The sequence below is a fragment of the Bacillus velezensis genome (genome assembly GCF_001461825.1).
Classification (GTDB): domain Bacteria; phylum Bacillota; class Bacilli; order Bacillales; family Bacillaceae; genus Bacillus; species Bacillus velezensis.
In genome coordinates this window covers 182,012-204,382 of the sequence record NZ_LLZC01000012.1, presented here as the reverse complement: position 1 = coordinate 204,382, position 22,371 = coordinate 182,012, and the positions used below count along the sequence as shown (strand labels likewise).

Below are 22,371 nucleotides of genomic sequence, written 5' to 3'. Positions count from 1 at the left end.
TCCACTTTAGGCCGTGCGGCTATTGATGCAAATGATGTGCAAAGAGCGCTGCATTTTCATTTATGATAGTTAAACCGGTATAACGGTCTCTCAGTGTGTGCGCATGCTTAAGCGCATCGCTGACAAGGTCCTGTTTTACACCGATCTCATCGAAACAGGCGGGACCCCCCGCAGATGTGAGCCACCCGGCAATTGTTTTGCCGTCGGGAAGCCCTTCATATGCAGATTGAATCGCCTCGCGAAAGTGCGGCGGCAGTTCGGCAAGCTTTTCGTGACAAGCCAGTTCTTTGTAAACATCACTCAGCACCGCGCACGCACAGCCGACCTTCGCACCGTGGAGAATCGGAGGCTGTTTTGCCTTCAGCATTTCCATCTCAATCCAATGCGAGATGTGATGTTCTCCTCCTGAGGCGGGGCGGGAGTGGTCAAGCGCAAGCATGACAAGACCCGAAACGATCAGCGCTTCCATCAGTATCTGAATGCCGGCCTCCGTTCCCATGGCAATGTCAGCGCGGTGATCAATGCACTGCCAAAGCGCGTCTTTCACAAGCTTCGCCCCGGCTTCTGAGTACGGCTCACCCGCTAGCCTGCGGGAAATCTCCCAATCTGCCAGCGATGTTATTTTTCCGAGCATGTCTCCGAAGCCCGCGGCTGTCATTGAACGGGGCGCTTCTTTTAATACATTCGTATCCGCAAATAAGGCGATCGGCGCTTTCGTTTGAATCGTCGTTTTGATTCCGTTTAATATGAGCGGCGCTCCCGCCGATGTAAAACCGTCGACTGACGGAGCGGTGGGGAATGAGATAAACGGCAATCCGCGCTGGCAGGCGGCAAACCGTGTAATGTCGTGAATCGTTCCTGAACCGGCCGCAATGATGACATCCGTCTCTTCCGCGAGATTGATCAGCGTATAGACCAATGTCCTCTCATCAGCCGCGGCGGTCCCGGCTTCATGCTCCGGAATGATGACTTTTGACGCTTTGATCCCGCCTGCCCTCAATTCGTCCGCAAGCAGACGTCCCGCCGCCTCGTACGTGTTCCGGTCACAGACGATGACCGGATGATTCCAGCATTTTTTTTGCAGAAATGTGAGAAGCTCTTCTTTTGCATTCGACCCGATCACGATATCTTCTATTTGAATCGGTGAGCGGCTGGCCCCTTCCTTGTCAAACTCGGATTGAATGTCCTCAGGAGAACGTTTCATAAAAGGATTCCCTCCTTCGCTAATTCTGTCAGGTCTTTAATAGAATCAAGGACGATGTCAGGTTCATATAGACGGGGCTCCCCAAGTTTGGCCGCCCCCGTCAGAACCAATACGCTTTTCATTCCGTACAGCCTGCCCATTGCGATATCAGATTCGAGGCTGTCTCCGATAATGGCGCATTCCTCAGGGGGAAGTCCGAGCGCTTCACATGCCGCCTCAGCCATCAGCCAAGACGGTTTGCCGATGACAAGCTCCGTTTTTGCTCCGGCGGATGCTTCAATGGCCCCGATCATTCCCGCGACGTCCATGGCATGGCCGCCTTCATTCGGAAAGGAGCGGTCCCGGTTCGTGGCGATGATACGCGCGCCGGAGGAAGCCGCCTTAAAAGCGAGATTCAGATCCTCATAGGTGACGGTTTCATGCAGGGAGATGACAAGCCAGTCTGCCGCCTGCGGGTTTTGCGCCAAGGCGACACCCGCTAAAGCGAGTTCATCAGTCAGCCCTTTCTCTCCTAACACCCACACCTTTGACAAAGGATAATGCTTCTTTAAAAATGATGCCGTCACACTGGAGGACAGCACGATGCTCCGTTCATCCGTGCGGATACCGGCACCCAGCAGTTTCTTTCGGCACATTGCTCTTGATAGATTGCCGCGGTTGCTTAAAAAGACAACGGCTTTGCCCAGTGACTGAAGGGTATGAACGGCTTCTTTTGCGCCGTCAATCAGCTCCCGCCCCCTGAATACGGTTCCGTCTAAATCAATCAGAAACCCGGCTGCGTCAAGTTTGGCCATAATAAGCATTCGCCCCGTGTTTTCTGTAAAAATGCTTATCATGCAGCACTCTGTCGATCGGACTGAGCTGTTTGTTCAGCATAAGCGAATGGTAGGCCATTTCCGCTACCGTTTCGAGCACAACGGCGTTATGCAGGGCATTCAGCGCGTCCGTTCCCCAGCAGAACGGGCCGTGGCTGTGGACGAGGACACCCGGATTTTGTTCATACGGTTCGTTTTGAAAGGTTTCGGCTATGACTTTGCCTGTATGATATTCATAATCTTTCACAATTTCTTCTTCATACATTTCCCTCGTACAGGGTATAGCGCTTTCAAAGTAATCCGCGTGAGTCGTTCCGAGAGCGGGTATGTCTCTTCCGGACTGTGCCCAGCTCGTCGCCCAGCGGGAATGAGTATGAACGATTCCGCCGATAGCCGGAAACGCTTTATACAGATAAAGATGGGTCGGCGTGTCAGAAGACGGTTTCAGCGAGCCTTCGAGAATGTCTCCGTCCTCATTCAGGACGACCAGTTTGTCAGCGGTCAGCTCACTGTAATCGACACCGCTCGGTTTAATGACGATTCTCCCGCTCTCTCTGTCAATGCCGCTGACATTCCCCCATGTAAACGTGACAAGGTTATGTTCCTCAAGCTTCAGATTGGCGGCGAGCACTTCTTCTTTTAACGCTTCAAGCATGGCGGCTCCCTCCTTTTGCAAAATCACGGTTTTTAATGGCTTTCAGGCGTTTCATGACATTGTTTTCTTTGCCGAAGTAGTGTACGAGCTCTTTATATTCCGCATATAAATTGTCATAAATCTCAGCTCTTTCCGGGTTCGGGGCATAAAAGCCGTCTTTTAATTTCCCCATATGCGCGCATGCTTCAGCAATATTGGAGAATCCCCCGTTTTCCCGTCCCGCGGCGAGCGCTCCGAAAATCGCGGAGCCCAGTGCAGGCGCCTGCGGAGACCCGGATAATTTAATATCCATATTTGTGACGTCTGCATAAATCTGCATGACAAACGGATTTTTTTCGGCGATTCCTCCGGCTGCGTAAAGCTCTTCGACCGGAACGCCGTTTTCCCGGAACGTTTCGATAATCATCCTCGTTCCGAACGCCGTCGCTTCAATCAATGCCCTGTAGATTTCTTCCGGCTTCGTGTGCAGCGTCATACCAAGCATCATGCCCGTCAAATCGGCGTCCACCAAGGTTGACCGGTTTCCGTTCCACCAGTCAAGCGCGAGAAGGCCGCTTTCCCCTGGAACAAGTTCAGCTGCTTTTTTGCTGAGCAGCTCGTGAATGTCTATGTGTTTATCCTCAGCTTCCTTCTCATAGTCTCTCGGAACACACGTTTTGACGAACCATTCAAAGTGGTCGCCGACACAGGACTGCCCCGCTTCATATCCCGCATATCCGGGCAAGATGCCGTTATTGACGACCCCGCACATACCGGGGACGATATGTTCTTCCTCGCCGAGCAGCACATGGCAGGTAGACGTTCCCATGATCATCAGCATTTTCCCCGGCTCTGTAATACCGACCGCGGGCACTGACACGTGAGCGTCGACATTGGCGACGGCAACGGCCGTCCCCGGCAGAAGCCCGGTCAGCTCCGCCATTTTTTCGGTCAAACCTCCTGCTTTTTCCCCGACTGAATAAATGGTACCGCCTAATTTATCCTTTGTAATCGTTTTCATTAACGGGTTGAGCTTTTCGAAAAAATGATCCGGCGGATACCCCGTCTCCTCATTCCAGATTGCTTTGTAGCCGGCCGTGCAGTTGCTTCGCTTCAATGAACCGCACAATTGATAGACGATCCAGTCTGCCGCTTCCACAATCCGATCTGCCGCCTCGTATATATGCGGCGCTTCTTCCGCGATTTGCATGATTTTCGGGATCATCCATTCAGAAGAAATTTTACCGCCGTATCTTTTAAGGAATGTTTCTTTTGTGTCTTCGGCAATCGTGTTCAAACGGTCTGCATGTTTTTGAGCCGCATGATGCTTCCACAGCTTCACATAACTGTGGGGCTCCCGTTCAAATTCCGGCAGCATACAAAGCGGCTGCCCCGCGCCGTCTATCGGCAAAATCGTGCAGGCGGTAAAATCAATTCCTATGCCGATCACGTCTTTTGGATCAGCGCCCGCCTGCTCAAGCAGGTTCGGAATCGCCGTTTCCAGAACTTCGATATAATCGGCAGGATGCTGAAGCGCCCAGTCCCGAGGGAGTTTTTCACCCGTCTTCGGCAGCGTGCGGTCGATGACGGCATGAGTGTATTCTTTTACCGCAGACGCGATTTCTTCGCCCGTGCGGACATTGACAAGCACCGCCCGGCCGGACAATGTGCCGAAATCAACACCAATCGTATACGCCATATCAATTCCCTCCCAGCCGGTATAATACGTCATTCCATTTCAGCTCTTTTTTCAGCTCATGTATTTCGGTATTGCGGGAAATAAAGATGCTTTCAATGCCTGCCATCTCAGCCCAGTCAAGCATCTGTTCAGCCGTAAGCCGGAAGGACATACAGGTATGGTGGGCGCCTCCCGCCAAAATCCATGCTTCCGCAGCTGTTTTCAGCGATGGCTCCGGCTTCCACAGCACCCGCGCCACAGGGAGATTCGGCATATCATGATCAATTTCCCTGCCTTCCGCTTCATTCAGAATGAGACGGAATCGCCCGCCGATATCAATGATGCTGGCGATGATGGCTGAACCGCCGATTCCGTTAAAGACCAACCGGGCCGGATCTTCCTTCCCTCCGATTGAGAGAGGATGAACTTCGATTTTCGGCTGATCAAGGGCGATCGTCGGACATACTTCAAGCATATGTGATCCGAGAATCATCGCACGCCCCGGTTCAAAATGGTACGTATAATCTTCCATGAAGGAGGTTTGTTCTCCGTCCGCCATTATTTTCATCATTCGCACAAGGGCAGCCGTTTTCCAATCGCCTTCGCCGGCAAATCCGTACCCTTTTTCCATGAGACGCTGAACGGCAAGTCCCGGAAGCTGCTTCATTCCGTGCAAAACTTCAAAGGAGGTCGAAAACGCTGTATATCCGCCCCGTTCGAGAAAGGCCGTTAATCCGAGTTCAATTTTCGCCTGTTCTTTAATGGAAGCAACTTTTGCTTCATCCCGTTTTGTTTCGTCGCTGATGACATACAATTTGTCGTATTCCTCATAAAGCGCCTCAATTTCTGCGTCGGTGACGTTGTTCATCACCTCGGTAAGATCGCCGATTCCGTACCCGTCAACTTGCCAGCCGAATTGGATGTGGGCGCCGACTTTGTCTCCGTCAGTAACCGCCACATTCCGCATATTGTCGCCGAACCGGGCTACTTTAATATTCCTGCTTTCATTCCAAGCGGCAGCAGTGTTCATCCATTGCGAAATGTCATGTTTGACTTCCTCATCATCCCAATAGCCTGCGATGACTTTTCTCGTCTGCCCCATTCTTGACTGGATATATCCGTATTCCCGGTCTCCGTGAGCGGATTGGTTGCTGTTCATAAAATCCATATCAATCGTTTCCCATGGGATGTCGCGATGATACTGGGTATGCAGATGAAGCATCGGCTTTTGAAAAGCGGAAAGACCTTCAATCCACATTTTCGCAGGGGAAAATGTATGCATCCACGTCACGACCCCCGCACAGTTTTCTTGATACTGCGCTTCCCGCAAAACCTCTCTGATTGTTTCAGATGACGTGACAACCGGTTTATGCCTGATCTTGTATCTTGATGACACCCCGCTGAGGCCGTCACATATTCCCTTTGCGTGTTTATCGACAAGCTGCAGCGTTTCCTCTCCGTATAAGTGCTGGCTTCCCGTTACAAACCAAAATTCATATTCTTTGTTCTGAAGCACATTCATTTCCCCTTCCCATCAAAATAAAGCGCTTGCATTTTAAAAAGTATACGTACGAATATAAACCACAAAACTTTTATCCTTTTATTTGTACGAACAACTTTATTATAGTTAAGGAGGAATCAACCTGTCAATCTTTTATTGCAAGTAAAAAAGCCGGACACACATGCCCGGCTGATCAATTAATAGGAAGGCCAGCCTGAACTCCAGTCGATATCATTGATGAGCATCTTCGGAATTCCGCTGTTTTCGGCATCATACGCATGACGCACTAAAATATTCCCGTTCACAATGTCTTGACCGCCCGGGCCTTTCCAGCGGTCATTGCCGGAGTCAAGAATCGTCCCTCCGCCTTCTGACATGCTTTTCCCGCTTTTATCGAGATATGGGCCCGTGATGCTTTTGGATCTTCCATAAGCGATTTTGTACGTACTATTCACGCCTGAACAGCATTTATCAAACGACACCATTAAGTAATAGTAGCCGTTCTGGTAGGTGATGGCCGGCGCTTCCAAAGCTCCGCCGTTATTCGGTCTGGCAGCGATGGAATAAAGTGATCCCGTCGGTTTCATTGTATTTTTATCAAGCTTTGTCAGCTTAATGCCGCTCCAAAAAGAACCGAAGGCAAGCCAAGGGTTTCCGTCTTTATCAATTGTCAGCTCCGGATCAATTGCATTGTAGTTATCGGCGCTTGTTGAACGGATGACGAGCCCTTCGTCCTTCCAGTTTCCCGAACTGAGGCTTGCAGATGATGCAAGACCGATCGCGGAGGTATTTTTGCCGAATGAAGAAACGGCATAATACAGCCAATACTTTCCGTTATAATATTGAACATCGGGGGCCCATTGATTCAGCCCGTAATTCGGCACATAATTGCCCCACCATGACAGCGGGGAAGTAAAGATTGATTTCTGAACGGTCCATACGCCGCCGCTGCCCGCCTTTAAGACGCGAATCCCCCTCTCCCCTTCCAAACCGGTTCCGAAAGCGTACCACGTGTTTCCTTCCTTCGCCATTGTCGGATCGTGAAGCAATTCATTTGATGCCCCCCAAAACGCGGCAGATGCCGGAGATGAAGACATCAGCAGCAGCCCGGCTGTAACGGCTGCGCACGAAAAGCGGATCATGCGTCTGAATCTGTTTTTCATTTGTAAACCCTCCCCTTTTTTAAAGCGCTTTCAAAAACATGTTGTCAGATTTTTCTATGTCTTCTCTTATTGTAGACGCAGGGCTCATATTTGTACAGACAAAAAAAAGAATCTGCTTAAAAAAGCAGATTCTTCCGTATCTTTATTGGTAAGTAATACGGTCAACTGTTTCCCGGTCTAATTTTTTAATCACTTCTGTAATCAATTTTACCGTATTCTCATAATCATCCCGATGCAAAATAGCGGCATGAGTGTGAATGTAACGCGTCGCGATCGTAATGGACAGCGCCGGCACTCCGTTTGCGGTTAAATGAATGGAACCTGAATCCGTGCCCCCTCCGGCAATGGAATCGAATTGATACGGAATTCCCGCTTCTTCCGCCGTGTTCACGACAAGGTCGCGCAGCCCTTTGTGAGATACCATTGACGCGTCATACAGAATAATTTGCGGCCCTTCGCCGATTTTGCTTTGCGCCTCTTTTTCAGAAATTCCCGGTGTATCTCCGGCAATTCCGACATCCACACCGAACGCGATATCAGGCTGGATCGTATGTGCCGCTGTTTTCGCCCCGCGCAGCCCGACTTCTTCTTGAACCGTTCCGACCCCGTATACTTCATTGGGGTGATCACTGTTTTTCAGATTTTTTAATACATCGATGGCAATCGCACAGCCGATACGGTTGTCCCATGCTTTCGCCAATAAATGCTTTTCATTGTTCATCACTGTAAATTCAAAATACGGCACAATCTGGTCACCCGGAAGAACGCCCCATTCCATTGCTTCTTCACGGCTAGACGCCCCGATATCGATGAACATCTCTTTAATATCGGCGGCTTTTTTTCTGGCGTCAGGAGGCAGAATGTGAGGCGGTTTCGAACCGATGATCCCCGTGATGTCCCCTTTTTTTGTCACGACGGTGACGCGCTGGGCCAGCATGACCTGAGACCACCAGCCGCCGACGGTTTGAAAGCGGAGAAAGCCTTTATCAGTGATTTGCGTCACCATAAAACCGACTTCGTCTAAATGCCCTGAGATCATGATTTTCGGACCGTTTTCTTTGCCGGTTTTTTTGGCGATCAAGCTTCCCAGCCGGTCTGTTGTGACGTCATCGGCAAATGGTTCTATGTATGATTTCATCACTTGTCTTACTTCTCTCTCATTTCCCGGTATCCCTTTTGCATCCGTTAACGCTTTCAGCATGGTGAGCGTTTCATCTAATTTTGTCATCAATAAACCTCCTTTTTTTCACTACCCTTCTTATTATACAAAACCAATGCTGAAGCATACGATTAATTCGCCTGAAAAACGGGTAAATGTTTTTATCTATTTCTTTTAAAAAAATGAAACCTTTTGTTTTGTTTTTCGTATTACATCAGATCATGACAAAGGTGAGGAGGTGCCTTCACACATATGGCCATTACAGTATTGAGGATTGTCTTGCTTGCACTTCTTATTTATTTTATTTACATGTGCGTCAAATTTTACGCAAACCCGAAAAGAAGGCTCAGACTGGCACAATCAAAAGAGAATTTTTATTTTATTGACGAACAGAAAAACACGCGAAAAAATCTCCAGCTTACTTATAAAGGAGTGCTCTTTGAAGGAGAAAAGCATATCCCTTCCAAAGATCATCCGCTGTTTATTCATACGATATTTGTATGGACCGAAAATCCGGAAAAGCTGAACCGCTTTTCTGCAGGTGATTTTGAAGAAGTCGAAAAAAAGGTATTGGAGCGGTATCCGAATTGCAAGATTGATTGGGACCAGCCCATCAAAAAAGCGAAAAAAGCAGGCGAGCGATAAGCTCTCCTGCTTTTTATGTTTTATACATCAAATACATCAGCACAAGGGCGGCTTCAGTGAGAAAAAGCAGCGGCACCCCGTATAAAAAGGATTTGTGTTTCGTCTTATGCCTGAAGGTGCACATGCCGATCCATACGCCGAGTGAGCCGAACATGGCGGCTGTGAGCCATATTCGTTTCTCTGATATTCTCCACCTGTGCGCCTTTGCTCTTCTTTTATCAGCGCCCATGATCCAAAAGCCGTATCCGTTTATCAATACGGCGTAAATGAAGAGAGCCATTGATTGTCACCCTTTACGTAAAAAAACCGCTCCCGGAAAGAGAGCGGCTTTTTCAACTTACTTGTCTAACTGAGCTTTAGCAGCATCAGCAAGCTGATTGAAAGCAGTAAGATCGTTTACAGCAAGATCAGCAAGCATTTTGCGGTTTACTTCGATGCCTGAAAGCTTAAGACCGTGCATTAAACGGCTGTAAGAAAGACCGTTCATACGTGCAGCAGCGTTGATACGAGTGATCCAAAGCTTACGGAAATCACGTTTTTTCTGACGGCGGTCACGGAATGCATAGTTTCCTGATTTCATGACCTGCTGGTTTGCTACTTTGTATAATCTATGTTTTGAACCGAAATAACCTTTTGCTAATTTAAGAACCTTTTTACGACGCTGACGCGACACAGTTCCGCCTTTTACTCTTGGCATTATATTTCCCTCCTAATTGTTCCTTGTCCGATTACTTGATGTTGGCAAGCTGTTGTTTGATGCGTTTGAAGTCTCCTGCGCTTACAATAGCACCCTTGCGAAGCTTACGCTTTTGCTTTTGGGATTTGTTGGCGAATAAGTGACTTGTATATGCATGAGAACGTTTTAACTTCCCAGAACCTGTCTTTTTAAAACGTTTAGCAGATCCGCGGTGAGTTTTCATTTTTGGCATGGGATTTCCTCCTTATTGCTTTTCGTTTTTCGGCGCGAGCATTAAGAACATGCTGCGGCCGTCCATTTTTGGTTTTGTTTCGACTGTCGCAACTTCCGCACATGCTTCAGAGAAACGGTCCAATACGCGCTGGCCGATTTCTTTATGAGTGATTGCGCGCCCTTTAAAGCGGATAGAAGCTTTCACTTTATCGCCTTTTTCAAGGAATTTAATCGCATTGCGCAATTTCGTGTTAAAGTCATGCTCATCGATCGTCGGACTTAATCTAACTTCTTTTAAGTTAATGATTTTTTGATTTTTGCGTGCTTCTTTGTCCTTTTTCTGCTGCTCGAATCTGAACTTACCGTAGTCCATGATGCGGCAGACAGGCGGTTTTGCATTTGCTGCAACTAACACAAGGTCAAGATTTGCGCGGCCGGCGATTTCAAGTGCTTCCTGACGGGACTTGATGCCGAGCTGATCGCCATTTTGTCCGATCAGACGAACTTCACGTGCACGGATACCCTCATTAACCAATTGATCTTTGCTAATAATGAGCCACCTCCATAGTTTCTTCGAATTGATTCACAACGCTTTTTGACTGCATTCTGCAGGCAAACAAAAAGTGCGGGCATGACAACACACCCACACTACGAACATCTGCATAAATAAAAATGTACGGTCAACCTGCCAACTACATGAATGTGTCAATCAGGTGAGAAGCGGGTGCCTCTGCTTGTGATTTATATTCAATTCAATAACTATTCTACACAATACCGGATCATTAGTCAAGAATGACTTCTCCGGATCAACTTTTTCATTTTAACACGATGCCGGGGCGAGCGCAAGGAAAAATGTGAAATTTCGTTCTTTGCCGCCCGCGGACGCGCCAACACAATAAAAAACCCGGGTCTATGACCCGGGCTTATCCTCCGATGAGCTGAACGAATACCGGAATGACCAGCACCGTCACCACTCCCACGACGACAACCGCGATACTTGCCATTGCCGCTTCTACTTCCCCCATCTCAATGCCGACCGCAACACCGAGTGCGTGTCCTGATGTGCCGAGAGCCAGTCCTTTAGAGATTGGGTGCTTTACTTTAAACAGTTTTAAGAATAGAGCGCCCAGAGCATAGACGATAACGGCGTTGAAAATAACGGCGAAAGCGGTGATGTCGGTGATGCCGCCGATCCCTTTTGACAGCGGAAGGGCAATTGCCGTTGTCGCCGCCTGCGGAAGCATGCTTTTCATAACGGCCGCGTCAAGATGAATGCCTTTTGCGATCAAATAGACAATCGTGACTGAGCAGATAGAGCCGACAATAATGGAAGACATGATCTGCCACCAGTATTTTTTCAGCTTGGCACGCTGTTTGTATAAAGGGATGGCAAAAGCGATCGTCGCGGGCTCCAGGAAGAATTTAATAATGTCTCCTCCGCTTTTATAATCTTCATATGAAAAACCGCCGAGCTTCAGAAAAAGGATTCCAAGCACCATCGCGACAAACAGCGGGGTGAAGAGGAAAAAGCCTCTCGTTTTTTTAAATAAATACGTGCCGATGCCAAAGGCCGCAAGTGAAACGACAATACCGAAATATGGACTCATCCGATTTCCCTCCTAATGCTGCACAAGTTCTTTTTCCTGATTGGAACGGCGCACCGTTTGTTTTTCAGGAGCAGTCTTCTGACGTTTTTGGCTGACAGACAAGATCAGCTGAGAAAAAAGGCCCGTGGCCCCTAACAGAATGATGGTGGCGAGTAAGATGACGAGTGCGATCTGCACGCCGTACTGCTGCATGACGCCAAGTGAATTCATCACGGAGATGCCCGACGGGACAAATAAAAATCCGATCAGTGACGTTAATGATGTTCCCAGCGTTTCTACTTGTTCAAGCTTAATCACTTTCAGACATAAGAGGACAAATAATAACACCAAACCTACTACGGAAGCGGGTATAGGAATGGGGACAATCGCTGCAATCCCATTAGATATGAGCATAATTACGGCAAAAATAAATGCTTGTGTCAGAAATCCGTACACTTTTTTCGCACTCATTTTCTTCACCTCTTTCTCTTTGTTAGGTCCATTATAAAAGAGAAATCGATTTTTAAAGCGCTTTCATAACAAACGGCTGAATATTCATTCTGAAATGCAAAAAACGGCTGCTGAAATGCAAAAGCCGCCTCATATAATATGAAGCAGCTTTTTTAAGTCCTTGGCATATGTACGGCTGACGGGAATTTTAGAGCCGTCTTTTAAGATAAGATTGTACGTCGAATTAAACCACGGATGAATTTCCGTAATATGCTCCGTATTCACGATGAACGCGCGGTGCACTCTCAAGAAACCCGTATCAGGCAGTTTTTTCTCAATGACCGCCAAAGTTTCATGAACGGAATAAGAAGCGGCAAACGTTTTGACAGAAACGTGTCCGTCCTCCATGCCGGCGAAAATAATGTCCTTCGTATCTAAAATGACAATAGATTCACCGGCTGATACAGCCAGTTTATGCGCTCCGGCTGCGGACGGCTGCTCTGAGACGGCTCCTGCCCTGTCCTGCTTCACTCTTTTAAACTTTCTGATTGTCTGGCGCACTCTTTCTTCATCAAAAGGCTTCGTTAAATAATCGAGCGCGTCGACTTCAAAGGCTTTTAAAGCAAATTGGTCATACGCCGTCGCAAAAACGACGGCCGGCGGATTTTTCATGTTTTTCAGCCGTTTGGCAATGTCAAATCCGTTTTCTCCTGACAAATCAACGTCCAAAAACAGCAGATCCGGTTTTTGATCCATCATACTGTCAAAAGCGGATTCAATATTTTCAGCTTCGTTTATGTCACTTACTTCATTCGTCCGTTTCAGCAAATAAGCTAATTCATCTCTTGCCAGCATTTCATCATCAACGATTAACACCTTCAGCATGTTCTTCTCCTTTAGTCATCAGTTTCAAAGGCAGCTCAAATGATACCTCCGTACCTTTGCCGGCCTCACTTTCCAATCGCAGGGCTGCCTTGGGGCCGAACAGCCCGATCAGCCGCTGATTTAAATTGTAAAGCGCGGTTCCCGTCCCTTCTTTAGACGGGAGCGGACGGTTTCCGAGCACGGACAGCAATTCAGGATCAATTCCCCTCCCGTTATCTCCAACCCGCATTAAAACCGACTGACCGGCGGATACCACGCTGACATTGACGGCACAGCTGTCCTGCTTTCTTGAAAATGCATGGCGGAGCGCATTTTCGACGAGGATCTGCAGCACAAAAGGAGGAATTTCGATGTCCTCCAAACCGCGTTCGATTTCAAGGCTGATTTTATATTTCCCGGGAAAACGGGCCTGCTCCAATGATAAATATGCCTGCAGATGGTTCAGTTCTTTAGAAAGCGGGATGAGCAGCTGCCTTGCCCCCTGCAGATTGGAACGGAAATAGACGCTGAGCTGCAGCAGAAGCTTTCGGGTTTTTTCCACATCCGTACGGCAAAGAGCAGAAATCGTATTGATCGCATTAAACAGAAAATGCGGATTGACCTGTGCTTGAAGCGCTTTTATTTCTGCGTCTTTCAGCAATTTGCTCTGCAGTTCCGCCTCGCCGAGTTCAAGCTGGGTGGAAAACAGCATGGCGAGTCCTTCTGCAAGCTCTTCTTCAACCCGGCTTAATCCTGACGGGCTTTTAAAGTACATTTTCAGCGTCCCGATCGTTTTGCCGTTTGACGTCAGCGGCAATACGATCGCCGCATGCAGCGGACAGGGATCGTGCGTGCATTCAATTTCTGCCTTTGATGTCGCTTTCATAATATGACCCGTTTTAATGACGCGTTTTGACAATCCGGTGATCAGGCTTTCAGACGGAATATGATGGTCGGCACCCGCGCCGACGTGCGCCAAAATCTTTTCGTTATCCGTAAGCGATACCGCGTCCGTTCCTGTTTGCCTGTGGATGATGGCGGCGACGCTTTTGCATGAGCTTTCATTCAGCCCCTGGCGGAAAAACGGAAGCGTCTGATCGGCAATCATCAGCACCCTGTGGGTTTCAAGGGCTCTCGCCCGTTCTTCCTTCCGGATAATCGACTGAATGATCGAAAGAAAAATAAAAGTCCCTGACCCGTTTACCAATATCATCGGGATGCCGATGATGCTCACAAGCGTCCAAGCATCAGAAAACGGCTTGGCCATCAAGAGGATGAGCAGCATTTGCAGCGATTCCATTCCGAGTCCGACAAGCGCGGCCACCCGCGGTGTCGGCATCGCATAGCGTTTTCTGAAATACCGTCCGATCCAGCCGGACAAAATGCCCGCTAAAACGGATGAGACGGCACAGCTGACTGCGGTCGCGCCGCCGAGTGATAAACGATGCAGGCCGGCCAGTATGCCGACGCCGATCCCCACATACGGGCCGCCTAAGAGTCCGCCGATTTCAACGCCCATAATTCTTGTATTGGCAATTGAACCGGACGGATTAATTTGAAACACCCAGTCATTATTCATGATTGTATTCCGCTGAATTTCTATTCCCGTATAGTTGCTGATGATACTGAACAGCGAGAAAATTGAAATCAGCACCGCTTTGCCTTTATAGCTCTCAGGCTGCTGGAGCGCCTGTCTGAACAATCTGGTATGAGCCAGAACAAATCCCAATATGACGATAATTCCGACTCTTTCCAGCATCATGATGATCAAATGCAGCATACTTTTCACCTGTTCTTTCAAATTTTATTTTATCACGTTTTAGAGCCTGAGACAGAATCTGACACAAACCTGCCTGTTTTTTTCAAATCATCTGAAAACAAATCTTTCACAGTCTATATATCTATTGTAGAATAAACGGGAGCCTTGCGGCAGAGAGTTTCAGAATATAACAAAGAGGAGAAGATCATGAAAGCCGTATTTTTTGATTTGGACGATACACTGTTATGGGATGAAAAAAGCGTCAGAACAACATTCAGGGAAACATGTTTACAAGCGGAAAAAAAATATGGCCTTGACCCGCATACATTTGAAGAGGCGGTTCGGAAAGCGGCACGGGAATTGTATATGTCATACGAAACCTATCCTTATACGGTCATGATCGGCATTAATCCGTTTGAAGGATTGTGGGCGAATTTTTCCGAGCCGGTCAGCGAAGGGTTTAAACAGCTGAATCGGATTGCGCCGGAATACAGACGAAACGCCTGGACGAACGGCTTAAAAAGCGTCGGTATAGACGATGCGGCTTACGGCGAATATTTGGCGGAGTTTTTCGCGGCGGAACGCAGACAGCGTCCGTACGTGTATGATGAAACGTTTGCGGTGCTTGATAAGCTGAAAGGTGTTTATGAATTGCTTCTGCTGACAAACGGCGACCCCAGCCTGCAGAAAGAAAAACTCGCCGGCGTTCCTGAGCTCGCGCCTTATTTTAATGAAATCGTCATCTCAGGCGCTTTCGGAAAAGGGAAACCCGACGCCTCCATATTCGAACATTGCCTCGGCCTCCTGAACCTGAAAAAAGAAGACGCCATTATGGTCGGAGATAACCTCAATACTGATATATTGGGAGCGAAACGGGCAGGCATTACGACAGTCTGGGTAAACCGGACGCAAAAGAAAAATGATACGGACATTGCACCTGATTACGTGATCAGCGATCTTCACGAGCTGTTTGCGATTATAGAGAAACAAAAAGAAAGATAATGTTATACGCAAAAAAACCCCATTCGAATGAACGGGGTTTTTTGTATTTCCGGTTATTTTTTCGCTTCGGCTACAGCCTTTTTCACAAAATCGTCCAATGAGACGGTTTCTGATTTCTGCTCGCCGTATTTCCGGACGTTTACCGCGCCGTTTTCCGCTTCTTGGTCACCGACCACAAGCATGTACGGGATTTTTTGCATTTGCGCTTCACGGATTTTATAGCCGATTTTTTCGTCCCGGCTGTCAAGCTCGACACGCAGACCTTCACGCTGCAGGCGCTCCTGCACTTTTTTCGCATAATCAAGATGCACGGACGGTGATACAGGAATGACTTGGAACTGCACCGGCGCAAGCCATGTCGGAAGGGCGCCTTTGTGCTCTTCGATTAAGAAAGCAACGAAACGCTCCATCGTTGACACGACGCCGCGGTGAATAACGACAGGGCGGTGCTGTTTGCCGTCTTCTCCGACGTAAGTGAGATCAAAGCGTTCCGGAAGAAGGAAGTCAAGCTGTACAGTTGACAATGTCTCTTCTTTGCCGATCGCCGTTTTCACCTGCACGTCAAGCTTAGGGCCGTAAAACGCCGCTTCGCCTTCCGCTTCATAATAGTCGTGCCCCATCTCATCCATTGCCGCCTTCAGCATGGACTGCGCTTTGTTCCACATCTCATCATCATCAAAATATTTTTCCGTATCTTCAGGATCGCGGTAAGACAGGCGGAATGTGTAATCATTCAGGCCGAAGTCTTCGTATACGTCTTGAATCAAACGGACCGTGCGGATGAATTCTTCTTTAATCTGATCAGGGCGGACGAAAATGTGCGCGTCATTTAACGTCATGCCGCGTACGCGCTGAAGACCTGAAAGCGCCCCGGACATTTCATAACGATGCATCGTTCCCAGCTCGGCGATGCGGATCGGAAGCTCGCGGTAGCTGTGAATGTCCTGCTTGTAAATCATCATATGGTGAGGACAGTTCATCGGACGGAGCACGAGTGTTTCATTGTCCATTTCCATCGGCGGGAACATCGTATCCTGATAATGATCCCAGTGGCCCGATGTTTCATACAGGTCTTTGCTTCCGAGAACAGGCGTATAGACGTGCTCATAACCGAGGCTCAGCTCTTTATCCACAATGTAGCGCTCGATCACGCGGCGGATGGTTGCGCCTTTCGGCAGCCAGAGCGGCAGGCCTTGTCCGACTTTTTGAGAGTTGGCGAACAATTTTAATTCTTTGCCCAGTTTTCGGTGGTCGCGCTCTTTCGCTTCTTCAAGCATCCGCAAATGCTCTTTCAGGTCATCCTTTTTAAAGAAGGCCGTGCCGTAAACGCGCTGAAGCATTTGGTTTTTGCTGTCGCCGCGCCAGTATGCGCCCGCAAGGCTCAGCAGCTTAAATTCTTTAATTTTGCCTGTAGACGGCACGTGCACGCCGCGGCACAGGTCAAAAAATTCGCCCTGCTCATAAATGGAGACCGTTTCGTCTTCCGGGATGGCATCCAGCAGTTCAAGCTTCAGATTATCGCCGATTTCCGCAAACATGGCTTTTGCTTCATCACGGCTCACTTCTTTTCGGATAATCGGCAGATTTTCACCGACGATGCGTTTCATTTCTTTTTCAATCTTCGGAAGGTCATCCGGCGTCAGCGCCTGCTCCATTTCAACGTCATAATAGAACCCGTTTTCAATGACGGGGCCGACACCGAATTTCACATCTTTATAAATGCGTTTAATCGCCTGGGCCAATAAATGCGCCGTGCTGTGCCGCATGATGTTCAAGCCTTCTTCTGTGCCTTCTGTAATGATTTCTACGGCACCATCCTCTTGAATCGGCGTTCTTAAATCAATTTCCTGTCCGTTCAGTTTTCCGGCTAAAGACTTTTTCTTTAATCCCGGACTGATGGATGCCGCGATATCTTCTGTTGTTGTTCCTTTCGGAAATTCCTTTACCGCTCCGTCCGGAAATGTGATGTTGATCATATCTGACATCTTCGTCACTCCTTTTTTTATGCAAATCAAAAACCCCGCCCCCTATGAAAGGGACGAGGTTAAATAAACGGAATCGTGGTTCCACCCTTTTTTCCGCACGGCCGATTGTTTCGGCACCTGCGGCTCTAAACTCTGTAACGGGAGTTCCCGTCAGCTATTACTGACGCTTCTTCCGGCGTTCACAGCTGAAGTTCAAAGGCGGTAAAGTCAATGATCCATAGCTGGAAAGCTTTCAGCCTGGGCTCTCCTCTCTTATAAAGCCGGTATCAATGCTTCATGTCCTTATCAATACGTGTAGCAATCATTAATCTTTTATGTATTATAAAATGTCTGCGAGAAAAATGCAACTCGGTTTTCCGTCTGATTTCGCAAAGACAGCCCTGCCGTTTACACAAGGCCGTCCGTACGGCTATCCTTCCGTCTTCTCGGCTGCAAACGCGCCCAGCGGAAAAAGGCGCACCCTTTCCTGAAACACGTTTTGAATCGTTCTGGACATCATATGCTCCGGTTTGTCCGTATACAGTTCTACCGTCTCAGGCGCAATGGAGATCAGCGGCGCAAGGAGATGGGAATCTATATACATCGGGTGCTCCCGCACAAACCGTCTGTCTATGTATTTTTTCTGTTCCCGTTCTGACAAATAGCGCAGCTCCCACAGCGTAAAAGCCCGGTCATGTACGATGCGGACTTTCTTCATCCGCGGCGGATTGGATGTCACATAATCTCTCAGAGACTGGATAAAGTTTTGATATTCCTGTTCCATCCGATATTCATCTATCGCAGCCTCCGCGTATTCTCTGAGCCGCTCATAATACCTGCCGAGCCGGAACGTCTGAAACGAACGCACGGAAAAAACACCCGCATCAAGTGAAATCGTCCGGAGCGCATCTGAAATAAACTGTGTGCGCGGCTCTTTCTTCGGCTCGAACGGATGATCCTCAAGCTCTCCTTCCATAATGCTGTGTGCAAGCTGAAGGATTTGCTGCTGTTCATCCTGATCGGTGAAGCAGTATGCGTCCTCAATAAGCGAAAGCATATGCTCGTCTTCTTTGCATTCCAAAAAAAACCTGACAAGTATCGGCTCAATAAAGCGCTGAACGCAAAAAGCCGTTTCAGACCTTGCGATTCCGACTTTTTTTATGCCTTCACGGACAATAAAATGTCTCCGGTCGTCCGATTGCTGAATGAGATGTAAAAAAGCGGCGGTATCGTGGTCATCTTCAAAGATCACTTCAAGCATATTTGTCCCCCCTTACGGCATCTGTTACAAGTATATGGGGGATGTTTTTAAAATAGACGTAAAGGTTAGCTTTCACCGCCGAACAAATGGCGCACCTTCTTTTTAAATATAACGGGAAGCGATAAAAATACGATGTAAAGACACATCACGCCGAGTACGGTCAGCACATTGCCGGACATAAAGCTCGCGCCGAGCACATTCAGGACGATCGTCCCCGGAATAATGCCCGCTGCGGTCGCCAAAAAATACGTCATCGGCCTGACTTTCGATAGGCCTGCGGCATAGCTGATCACATCAAAGTTAACAGGCAGAATGCGCAGGATAAAAATATAAAAGAAGCCATTGGTTTTCATCTGCTTTTGAATGGCTTCCATTTTTCCATGACGGCTTTTCTCATTAAAGGCAAACAGCCCCGCCGCAAAAAAAGACGCGGCGGCAGCGCCCATTGAGCCCGCCAGCGTATACACGGTGCCGAAAAACGGGCCGAACGCCAATCCTCCGGCGACGGAAACGATTGATACGGGAAACAGCACAAAAGGCCTGACGATGGAAATTCCGATAAACACAAGCGGCGCAAAAACACCGAACGATAATACCCACAGCCGGATCTCCTTAGGCGACAGATTCAGATATTTGCGGTTTGCCCACAGTAAAAGGCCCGCTCCCGCCGCAGCCGCAGCCCAAGTGACAGCCTTCTTATTCCTCATTCCCTCAAATCCTTCCCATTGGACGCCGGCATCATGAACGGCGGCGGTTTTCCCCGTCAAGACGGACGGGCGAAGCCAAATATAAAATCCGCTCCATCAGTCTTGCCGCTTTTACTTCTTCCTTTTCTCCCCGCTGTGAATACGTAAAATGATGCTTCAGCTCGTCTGGTGAAAAATTAGACGAGAAGAAAGTGGGAAGCTGCTGGCTCATTCTGTGCTGAAGCACGGTGCCGATGACTTCATCCCTGACCCAGCTTGTCATTGACTCCGCTCCGATATCATCAAGCATCAGTACGGGCGTCGTTTTCACCATATTCAGTTTCGCCTCCAACGACTGATCCTGGAGCGAGTTTTTCAGCTCTCTGACAAATTCGGGAACATATACGATCATTGATGAATACTCTTTTTCCGCCAGCTCGTTGGCAATGGCGGCTAAAATAAATGTCTTTCCGATTCCGAATTTTCCGTACAGATACAGCCCTTTGCCTTTTCCCGTTTCATTATAGCTCTTCAGAAAATCCGTCACATGCTGGAAGATGCCGACTCTGCTCGGATCGGTAATGTCGATCTGCTGAAACGTCGCGCCGAGAAGATCCTGCTGGATATACATGCTCTTCATCAGGGACTTTTGCCTTTTCTGGCGGTCGAGCTTTCTCTTTTCCGGACATTCGTAATATTCAATATCAATGGAACGCCCGTTGATCACAAGCTTCGGATGATAGCCTTCAAGCAGGCTGTTCGTCCGGCTGTCTTTCGAGCAGAAGGCGCACTGTTTGCTTTGCTGAACGAATTCGTACAGTTTATTTAACCCTCTGTCAATCATGCTTTGATTGATTACATCTTTCTGTTCCTTCAAAAAAGCCTGGACGTCTTCGTCGGCCATGACTTGCTGCTGCATTCGTTCCAGGCGTTTTTGAAAGTCAGGTCTTTTCGTCACGCCTTCTAAGGATCGGCTGATCGGTTCCATTCAATATCACCCCGCTTCTCTGTCTCAATAGGCAGAGTATTTTTTCAGTTTTTTCATTTCTTCCATCATTTTTTTCTTCTGTTCTTCAAGATCCTGCGCGGAAAGAGCCGGCTGTTCTTGTTTCTTCCCGGTTTCTTCTTCTTTCATCCAATCAGGACGCTTTTCTTCCCGGACGGTTTTTTTGCCGCGCGCCGCGCCGTTTGTTTTGCCGTCCGCCCAATCAAGATATTGCCTGTGCTCTTCTATTGCGAGCTTCATTGCTTCCCGTACCGTTTTGACTTTCTTTCTGGCCCAGTGGGCGGCGATTTTTTGGATATAGTTTTTGGACAGCTTCATATCCGTTTTCAGCATGACATAATAAATCAGCACATTGGTGACGCCGGGCTCAAGCTTTTGTTCGAACATAATATCGGCGATAATCTGCAAGTCGGCTTTTGACGGCTCGGTCCCATCCGCAATGTCCTGAAGAAGCTTTCTCGGTGATATGGTCTCAAGCTGTGCGATGAGTTCGCCGTTCAATGAATCGTCTTTTTCCGTCCGGTTTTCTCTCAAGGTGACAGGCTGTGTTTTATCAATCAGTTCCGGAAGCTTCCCGCTTCTTTCAATTTGATACCAGTCGCTGGCCGCTTTCCTCAGCGCTTCGGCCGTTATCGTATCCTGTTCATTAATTGCGGTCATGACGACGTGCTGCATGGAGATAGGATCTATTCCGTATAAATATGAAAGCTTTTTAATGCTCTCCCGCACGTCCTGCGTGATTGATTTGCGCGGTATCATCGTTTCTGACAGTCCCGCCATGAAAAGCTCAAAATCAAACACTTCCTCCGTCACCGTATAGGAGGGCGCTTGTCCGACAGACGCCGTCTCATAGTCCTCGGGTAGCTTCATCGCCTCTTCCATATCAGGCGTCATTTTCCATTCACTCGGCTGAAAAGAGGCAAAGGCGTGATTAAACGGACGGGTAATTTCCCTTGCGTCCGCGCCGACGGAAGGGTGCGTGTAAAATTGTCTCAGCTGCTGGTATTTCGTTTTACCGACTCTGTTATAAAGAAAGACATTCAGCATGCCGTCTTCAAAAAAATCATTCGGTCTGAGCGGGGGCAGCAGCTCATAAATAAACATCCGCTCTTTTTGCTCGGACTCCCGGATATACACTTTCAGCAGCCCGATTCCTTCAAGCTTTCCCTGTTCATGATGAATCTTTTTTAAATTTGACTGCATCATGCCCATCAGCTGCCTGTGCGTGGATTCCGCTCCCCACAAGCGGTTCTGCTCAAGCTCCCCCCATAAGGTCATATAAAGGGAGAATGCAAAAGAACCGATCAGCGGCTGGTACAGATGTGTCAAAACCTGTCTGTCGACATCCTGAAGAAGCGAACGGCTTTTGACCGTATAAGGATCTACAGGCAATACGTCATTCCAATAGTCAGCCATGATTCTCAAACCTTCCGATATGTTTCTACTCTCATTTTACACCGTTTCTGCGATCTATCAAATGCCAATTTTGCTCATGAGAAAAGAGCCAGACACAATCTCTTAGCTCTCTCAGCGTTCTTTCTTTATTAAATCTTTCAATTCATCGATAAACACGTTTATATCCTTAAACTGCCGGTAGACGGAGGCAAAGCGGACATAAGACACCTCATCGATTTTCGCCAGACGGTCCATTACCATTTCTCCGACAAGTTCGCTTTTGACTTCAGATACACCTTGGTTTCTCAGCTCTTTTTCAATGTCAAAGCACATGTCTTCCAATGTTTTTAAAGGAACGGGCCTTTTTTCACAAGCTTTAATTAACCCGCGCAGCATTTTTTCACGGCTGAATTCTTCCCGGACGCCTTCTTTTTTCACGACGATCAGAGGCATCTCTTCAAACTTCTCAAATGTAGTGAAGCGGTAATGGCAGGCTTCGCATTCCCGCCTTCTGCGGATTGATTTCCCTTCGTCCGCAGGCCGTGAATCAAGTACGCGGGAACCGTTATGCTGGCATGAAGGACATTTCAAATTGGATCAGCTCCCATCTGTTTCGTTGCTGTAATGCGGTTCGCAAGCTTCCGGTAAATGCCCGCCAACGTTTCTAGGATGAGCCTATTTGTTGGGAG

Annotated in this window: 23 protein-coding genes and 1 other annotated feature; of the genes, 2 read left to right on the top strand and 21 right to left on the bottom strand. The window is 48.2% G+C overall.

What is annotated here, in order from left to right; translation table 11 throughout:
* Positions 1-19: 19 nt before the first annotated feature.
* From AR442_RS05220 to AR442_RS05190, 7 genes are all read right to left on the bottom strand, one after another.
* Complete coding sequence (locus tag AR442_RS05220) at positions 20-1,204, bottom strand: sn-glycerol-1-phosphate dehydrogenase (protein WP_014418596.1); 1,185 nt, start codon at positions 1,202-1,204, stop codon at positions 20-22.
* Positions 1,201-2,007, bottom strand: coding sequence for a sugar-phosphatase AraL (locus AR442_RS05215; RefSeq protein ID WP_370530869.1), 807 nt, complete (start codon positions 2,005-2,007; stop codon positions 1,201-1,203). Before AR442_RS05215 ends, AR442_RS05220 begins: the two co-directional genes overlap by 4 nt.
* The gene (araD, locus tag AR442_RS05210) at positions 1,985-2,674 is read right to left on the bottom strand and encodes an L-ribulose-5-phosphate 4-epimerase (protein WP_003152509.1); all 690 of its coding nucleotides are present in this window, start codon (positions 2,672-2,674) and stop codon (positions 1,985-1,987) included. Before araD ends, AR442_RS05215 begins: the two co-directional genes overlap by 23 nt.
* Positions 2,667-4,352 carry a ribulokinase gene (araB, locus tag AR442_RS05205; protein WP_014418598.1) on the bottom strand — a complete coding sequence of 562 codons (1,686 nt, stop codon included), beginning with the start codon at positions 4,350-4,352 and terminating at the stop codon, positions 2,667-2,669. The genes araD and araB overlap by 8 nt, the downstream gene beginning before the upstream one ends.
* A 1-nt stretch (position 4,353) precedes the next feature.
* Positions 4,354-5,847, bottom strand: coding sequence for an L-arabinose isomerase (araA, locus tag AR442_RS05200; protein WP_022552845.1), 1,494 nt, complete (start codon positions 5,845-5,847; stop codon positions 4,354-4,356).
* 182 nt (positions 5,848-6,029) lie between these two features.
* On the bottom strand, positions 6,030-6,995 hold the full coding sequence (gene abnA / locus AR442_RS05195) for an arabinan endo-1,5-alpha-L-arabinosidase AbnA (protein WP_014418600.1): 966 nt from the start codon (positions 6,993-6,995) through the stop codon (positions 6,030-6,032).
* A 142-nt stretch (positions 6,996-7,137) separates the two neighbouring features.
* Positions 7,138-8,223 carry a M42 family metallopeptidase gene (locus AR442_RS05190; protein ID WP_007408096.1) on the bottom strand — a complete coding sequence of 362 codons (1,086 nt, stop codon included), beginning with the start codon at positions 8,221-8,223 and terminating at the stop codon, positions 7,138-7,140.
* Positions 8,224-8,406: 183 nt separating this feature from the next.
* Between AR442_RS05190 and AR442_RS05185 the strand changes: the two genes are divergently transcribed.
* Positions 8,407-8,799, top strand: coding sequence for a hypothetical protein (locus AR442_RS05185; RefSeq protein WP_003152498.1), 393 nt, complete (start codon positions 8,407-8,409; stop codon positions 8,797-8,799).
* Between the two features lie 13 nt (positions 8,800-8,812).
* Here AR442_RS05185 and AR442_RS05180 read toward each other — a convergent pair whose 3' ends face one another.
* From AR442_RS05180 to AR442_RS05145, 8 genes are all read right to left on the bottom strand, one after another.
* A complete protein-coding gene (locus AR442_RS05180; protein WP_014418601.1) occupies positions 8,813-9,079 on the bottom strand; it encodes a DUF1294 domain-containing protein in 267 nt (88 codons plus the stop codon).
* 57 nt (positions 9,080-9,136) lie between these two features.
* Entirely contained in the window at positions 9,137-9,496 is a 360-nt protein-coding gene (gene rplT, locus AR442_RS05175) for a 50S ribosomal protein L20 (protein WP_007613019.1), read from the bottom strand.
* Between the two features lie 31 nt (positions 9,497-9,527).
* Positions 9,528-9,728, bottom strand: a complete 201-nt coding sequence (gene rpmI / locus AR442_RS05170; RefSeq protein WP_003152493.1) for a 50S ribosomal protein L35 — start codon at positions 9,726-9,728, stop codon at positions 9,528-9,530.
* A gap of 12 nt (positions 9,729-9,740) precedes the next feature.
* Entirely contained in the window at positions 9,741-10,262 is a 522-nt protein-coding gene (infC, locus tag AR442_RS05165) for a translation initiation factor IF-3 (RefSeq protein WP_071543361.1), read from the bottom strand.
* A gap of 58 nt (positions 10,263-10,320) precedes the next feature.
* Positions 10,321-10,451 (bottom strand) — a sequence feature (ribosomal protein L20 leader region).
* Between the two features lie 181 nt (positions 10,452-10,632).
* Positions 10,633-11,316: an antiholin-like protein LrgB gene (lrgB, locus tag AR442_RS05160; RefSeq protein ID WP_003152487.1), complete on the bottom strand. Its 684-nt coding sequence runs from the start codon at positions 11,314-11,316 to the stop codon at positions 10,633-10,635.
* Positions 11,317-11,328: 12 nt separating this feature from the next.
* The gene (gene lrgA / locus AR442_RS05155; protein WP_007613022.1) at positions 11,329-11,766 is read right to left on the bottom strand and encodes an antiholin-like murein hydrolase modulator LrgA; all 438 of its coding nucleotides are present in this window, start codon (positions 11,764-11,766) and stop codon (positions 11,329-11,331) included.
* A 129-nt stretch (positions 11,767-11,895) separates the two neighbouring features.
* Positions 11,896-12,630 carry a LytR/AlgR family response regulator transcription factor gene (locus tag AR442_RS05150; protein WP_014418602.1) on the bottom strand — a complete coding sequence of 245 codons (735 nt, stop codon included), beginning with the start codon at positions 12,628-12,630 and terminating at the stop codon, positions 11,896-11,898.
* A complete protein-coding gene (locus AR442_RS05145) occupies positions 12,608-14,389 on the bottom strand; it encodes a sensor histidine kinase (protein WP_014418603.1) in 1,782 nt (593 codons plus the stop codon). Before AR442_RS05145 ends, AR442_RS05150 begins: the two co-directional genes overlap by 23 nt.
* A gap of 186 nt (positions 14,390-14,575) precedes the next feature.
* Here AR442_RS05145 and AR442_RS05140 point away from each other — a divergent pair, with 186 nt between their 5' ends.
* The gene (locus AR442_RS05140) at positions 14,576-15,370 is read left to right on the top strand and encodes an HAD family hydrolase (protein ID WP_014418604.1); all 795 of its coding nucleotides are present in this window, start codon (positions 14,576-14,578) and stop codon (positions 15,368-15,370) included.
* A 53-nt stretch (positions 15,371-15,423) separates the two neighbouring features.
* On the opposite strand, the gene thrS is transcribed toward AR442_RS05140, so the two are convergent.
* The 6 genes from thrS to nrdR all read right to left on the bottom strand — a co-directional run bounded on the left by thrS (position 15,424) and on the right by nrdR (position 22,273).
* The gene (gene thrS / locus AR442_RS05135; protein WP_014418605.1) at positions 15,424-17,355 is read right to left on the bottom strand and encodes a threonine--tRNA ligase; all 1,932 of its coding nucleotides are present in this window, start codon (positions 17,353-17,355) and stop codon (positions 15,424-15,426) included.
* A gap of 409 nt (positions 17,356-17,764) precedes the next feature.
* On the bottom strand, positions 17,765-18,595 hold the full coding sequence (ytxC, locus tag AR442_RS05130; RefSeq protein WP_014418606.1) for a putative sporulation protein YtxC: 831 nt from the start codon (positions 18,593-18,595) through the stop codon (positions 17,765-17,767).
* A gap of 65 nt (positions 18,596-18,660) precedes the next feature.
* Positions 18,661-19,302: a TVP38/TMEM64 family protein gene (locus AR442_RS05125; protein ID WP_014418607.1), complete on the bottom strand. Its 642-nt coding sequence runs from the start codon at positions 19,300-19,302 to the stop codon at positions 18,661-18,663.
* A 31-nt stretch (positions 19,303-19,333) separates the two neighbouring features.
* Positions 19,334-20,269, bottom strand: a complete 936-nt coding sequence (gene dnaI / locus AR442_RS05120) for a primosomal protein DnaI (RefSeq protein WP_012118157.1) — start codon at positions 20,267-20,269, stop codon at positions 19,334-19,336.
* Positions 20,270-20,293: 24 nt separating this feature from the next.
* Positions 20,294-21,703 (bottom strand): replicative helicase loading/DNA remodeling protein DnaB, encoded by a 1,410-nt coding sequence (gene dnaB, locus AR442_RS05115; RefSeq protein ID WP_014418608.1) that lies wholly within the window; start codon positions 21,701-21,703, stop codon positions 20,294-20,296.
* Between the two features lie 111 nt (positions 21,704-21,814).
* Positions 21,815-22,273 carry a transcriptional regulator NrdR gene (gene nrdR / locus AR442_RS05110; protein ID WP_003152473.1) on the bottom strand — a complete coding sequence of 153 codons (459 nt, stop codon included), beginning with the start codon at positions 22,271-22,273 and terminating at the stop codon, positions 21,815-21,817.
* Positions 22,274-22,371 lie beyond the last annotated feature (98 nt).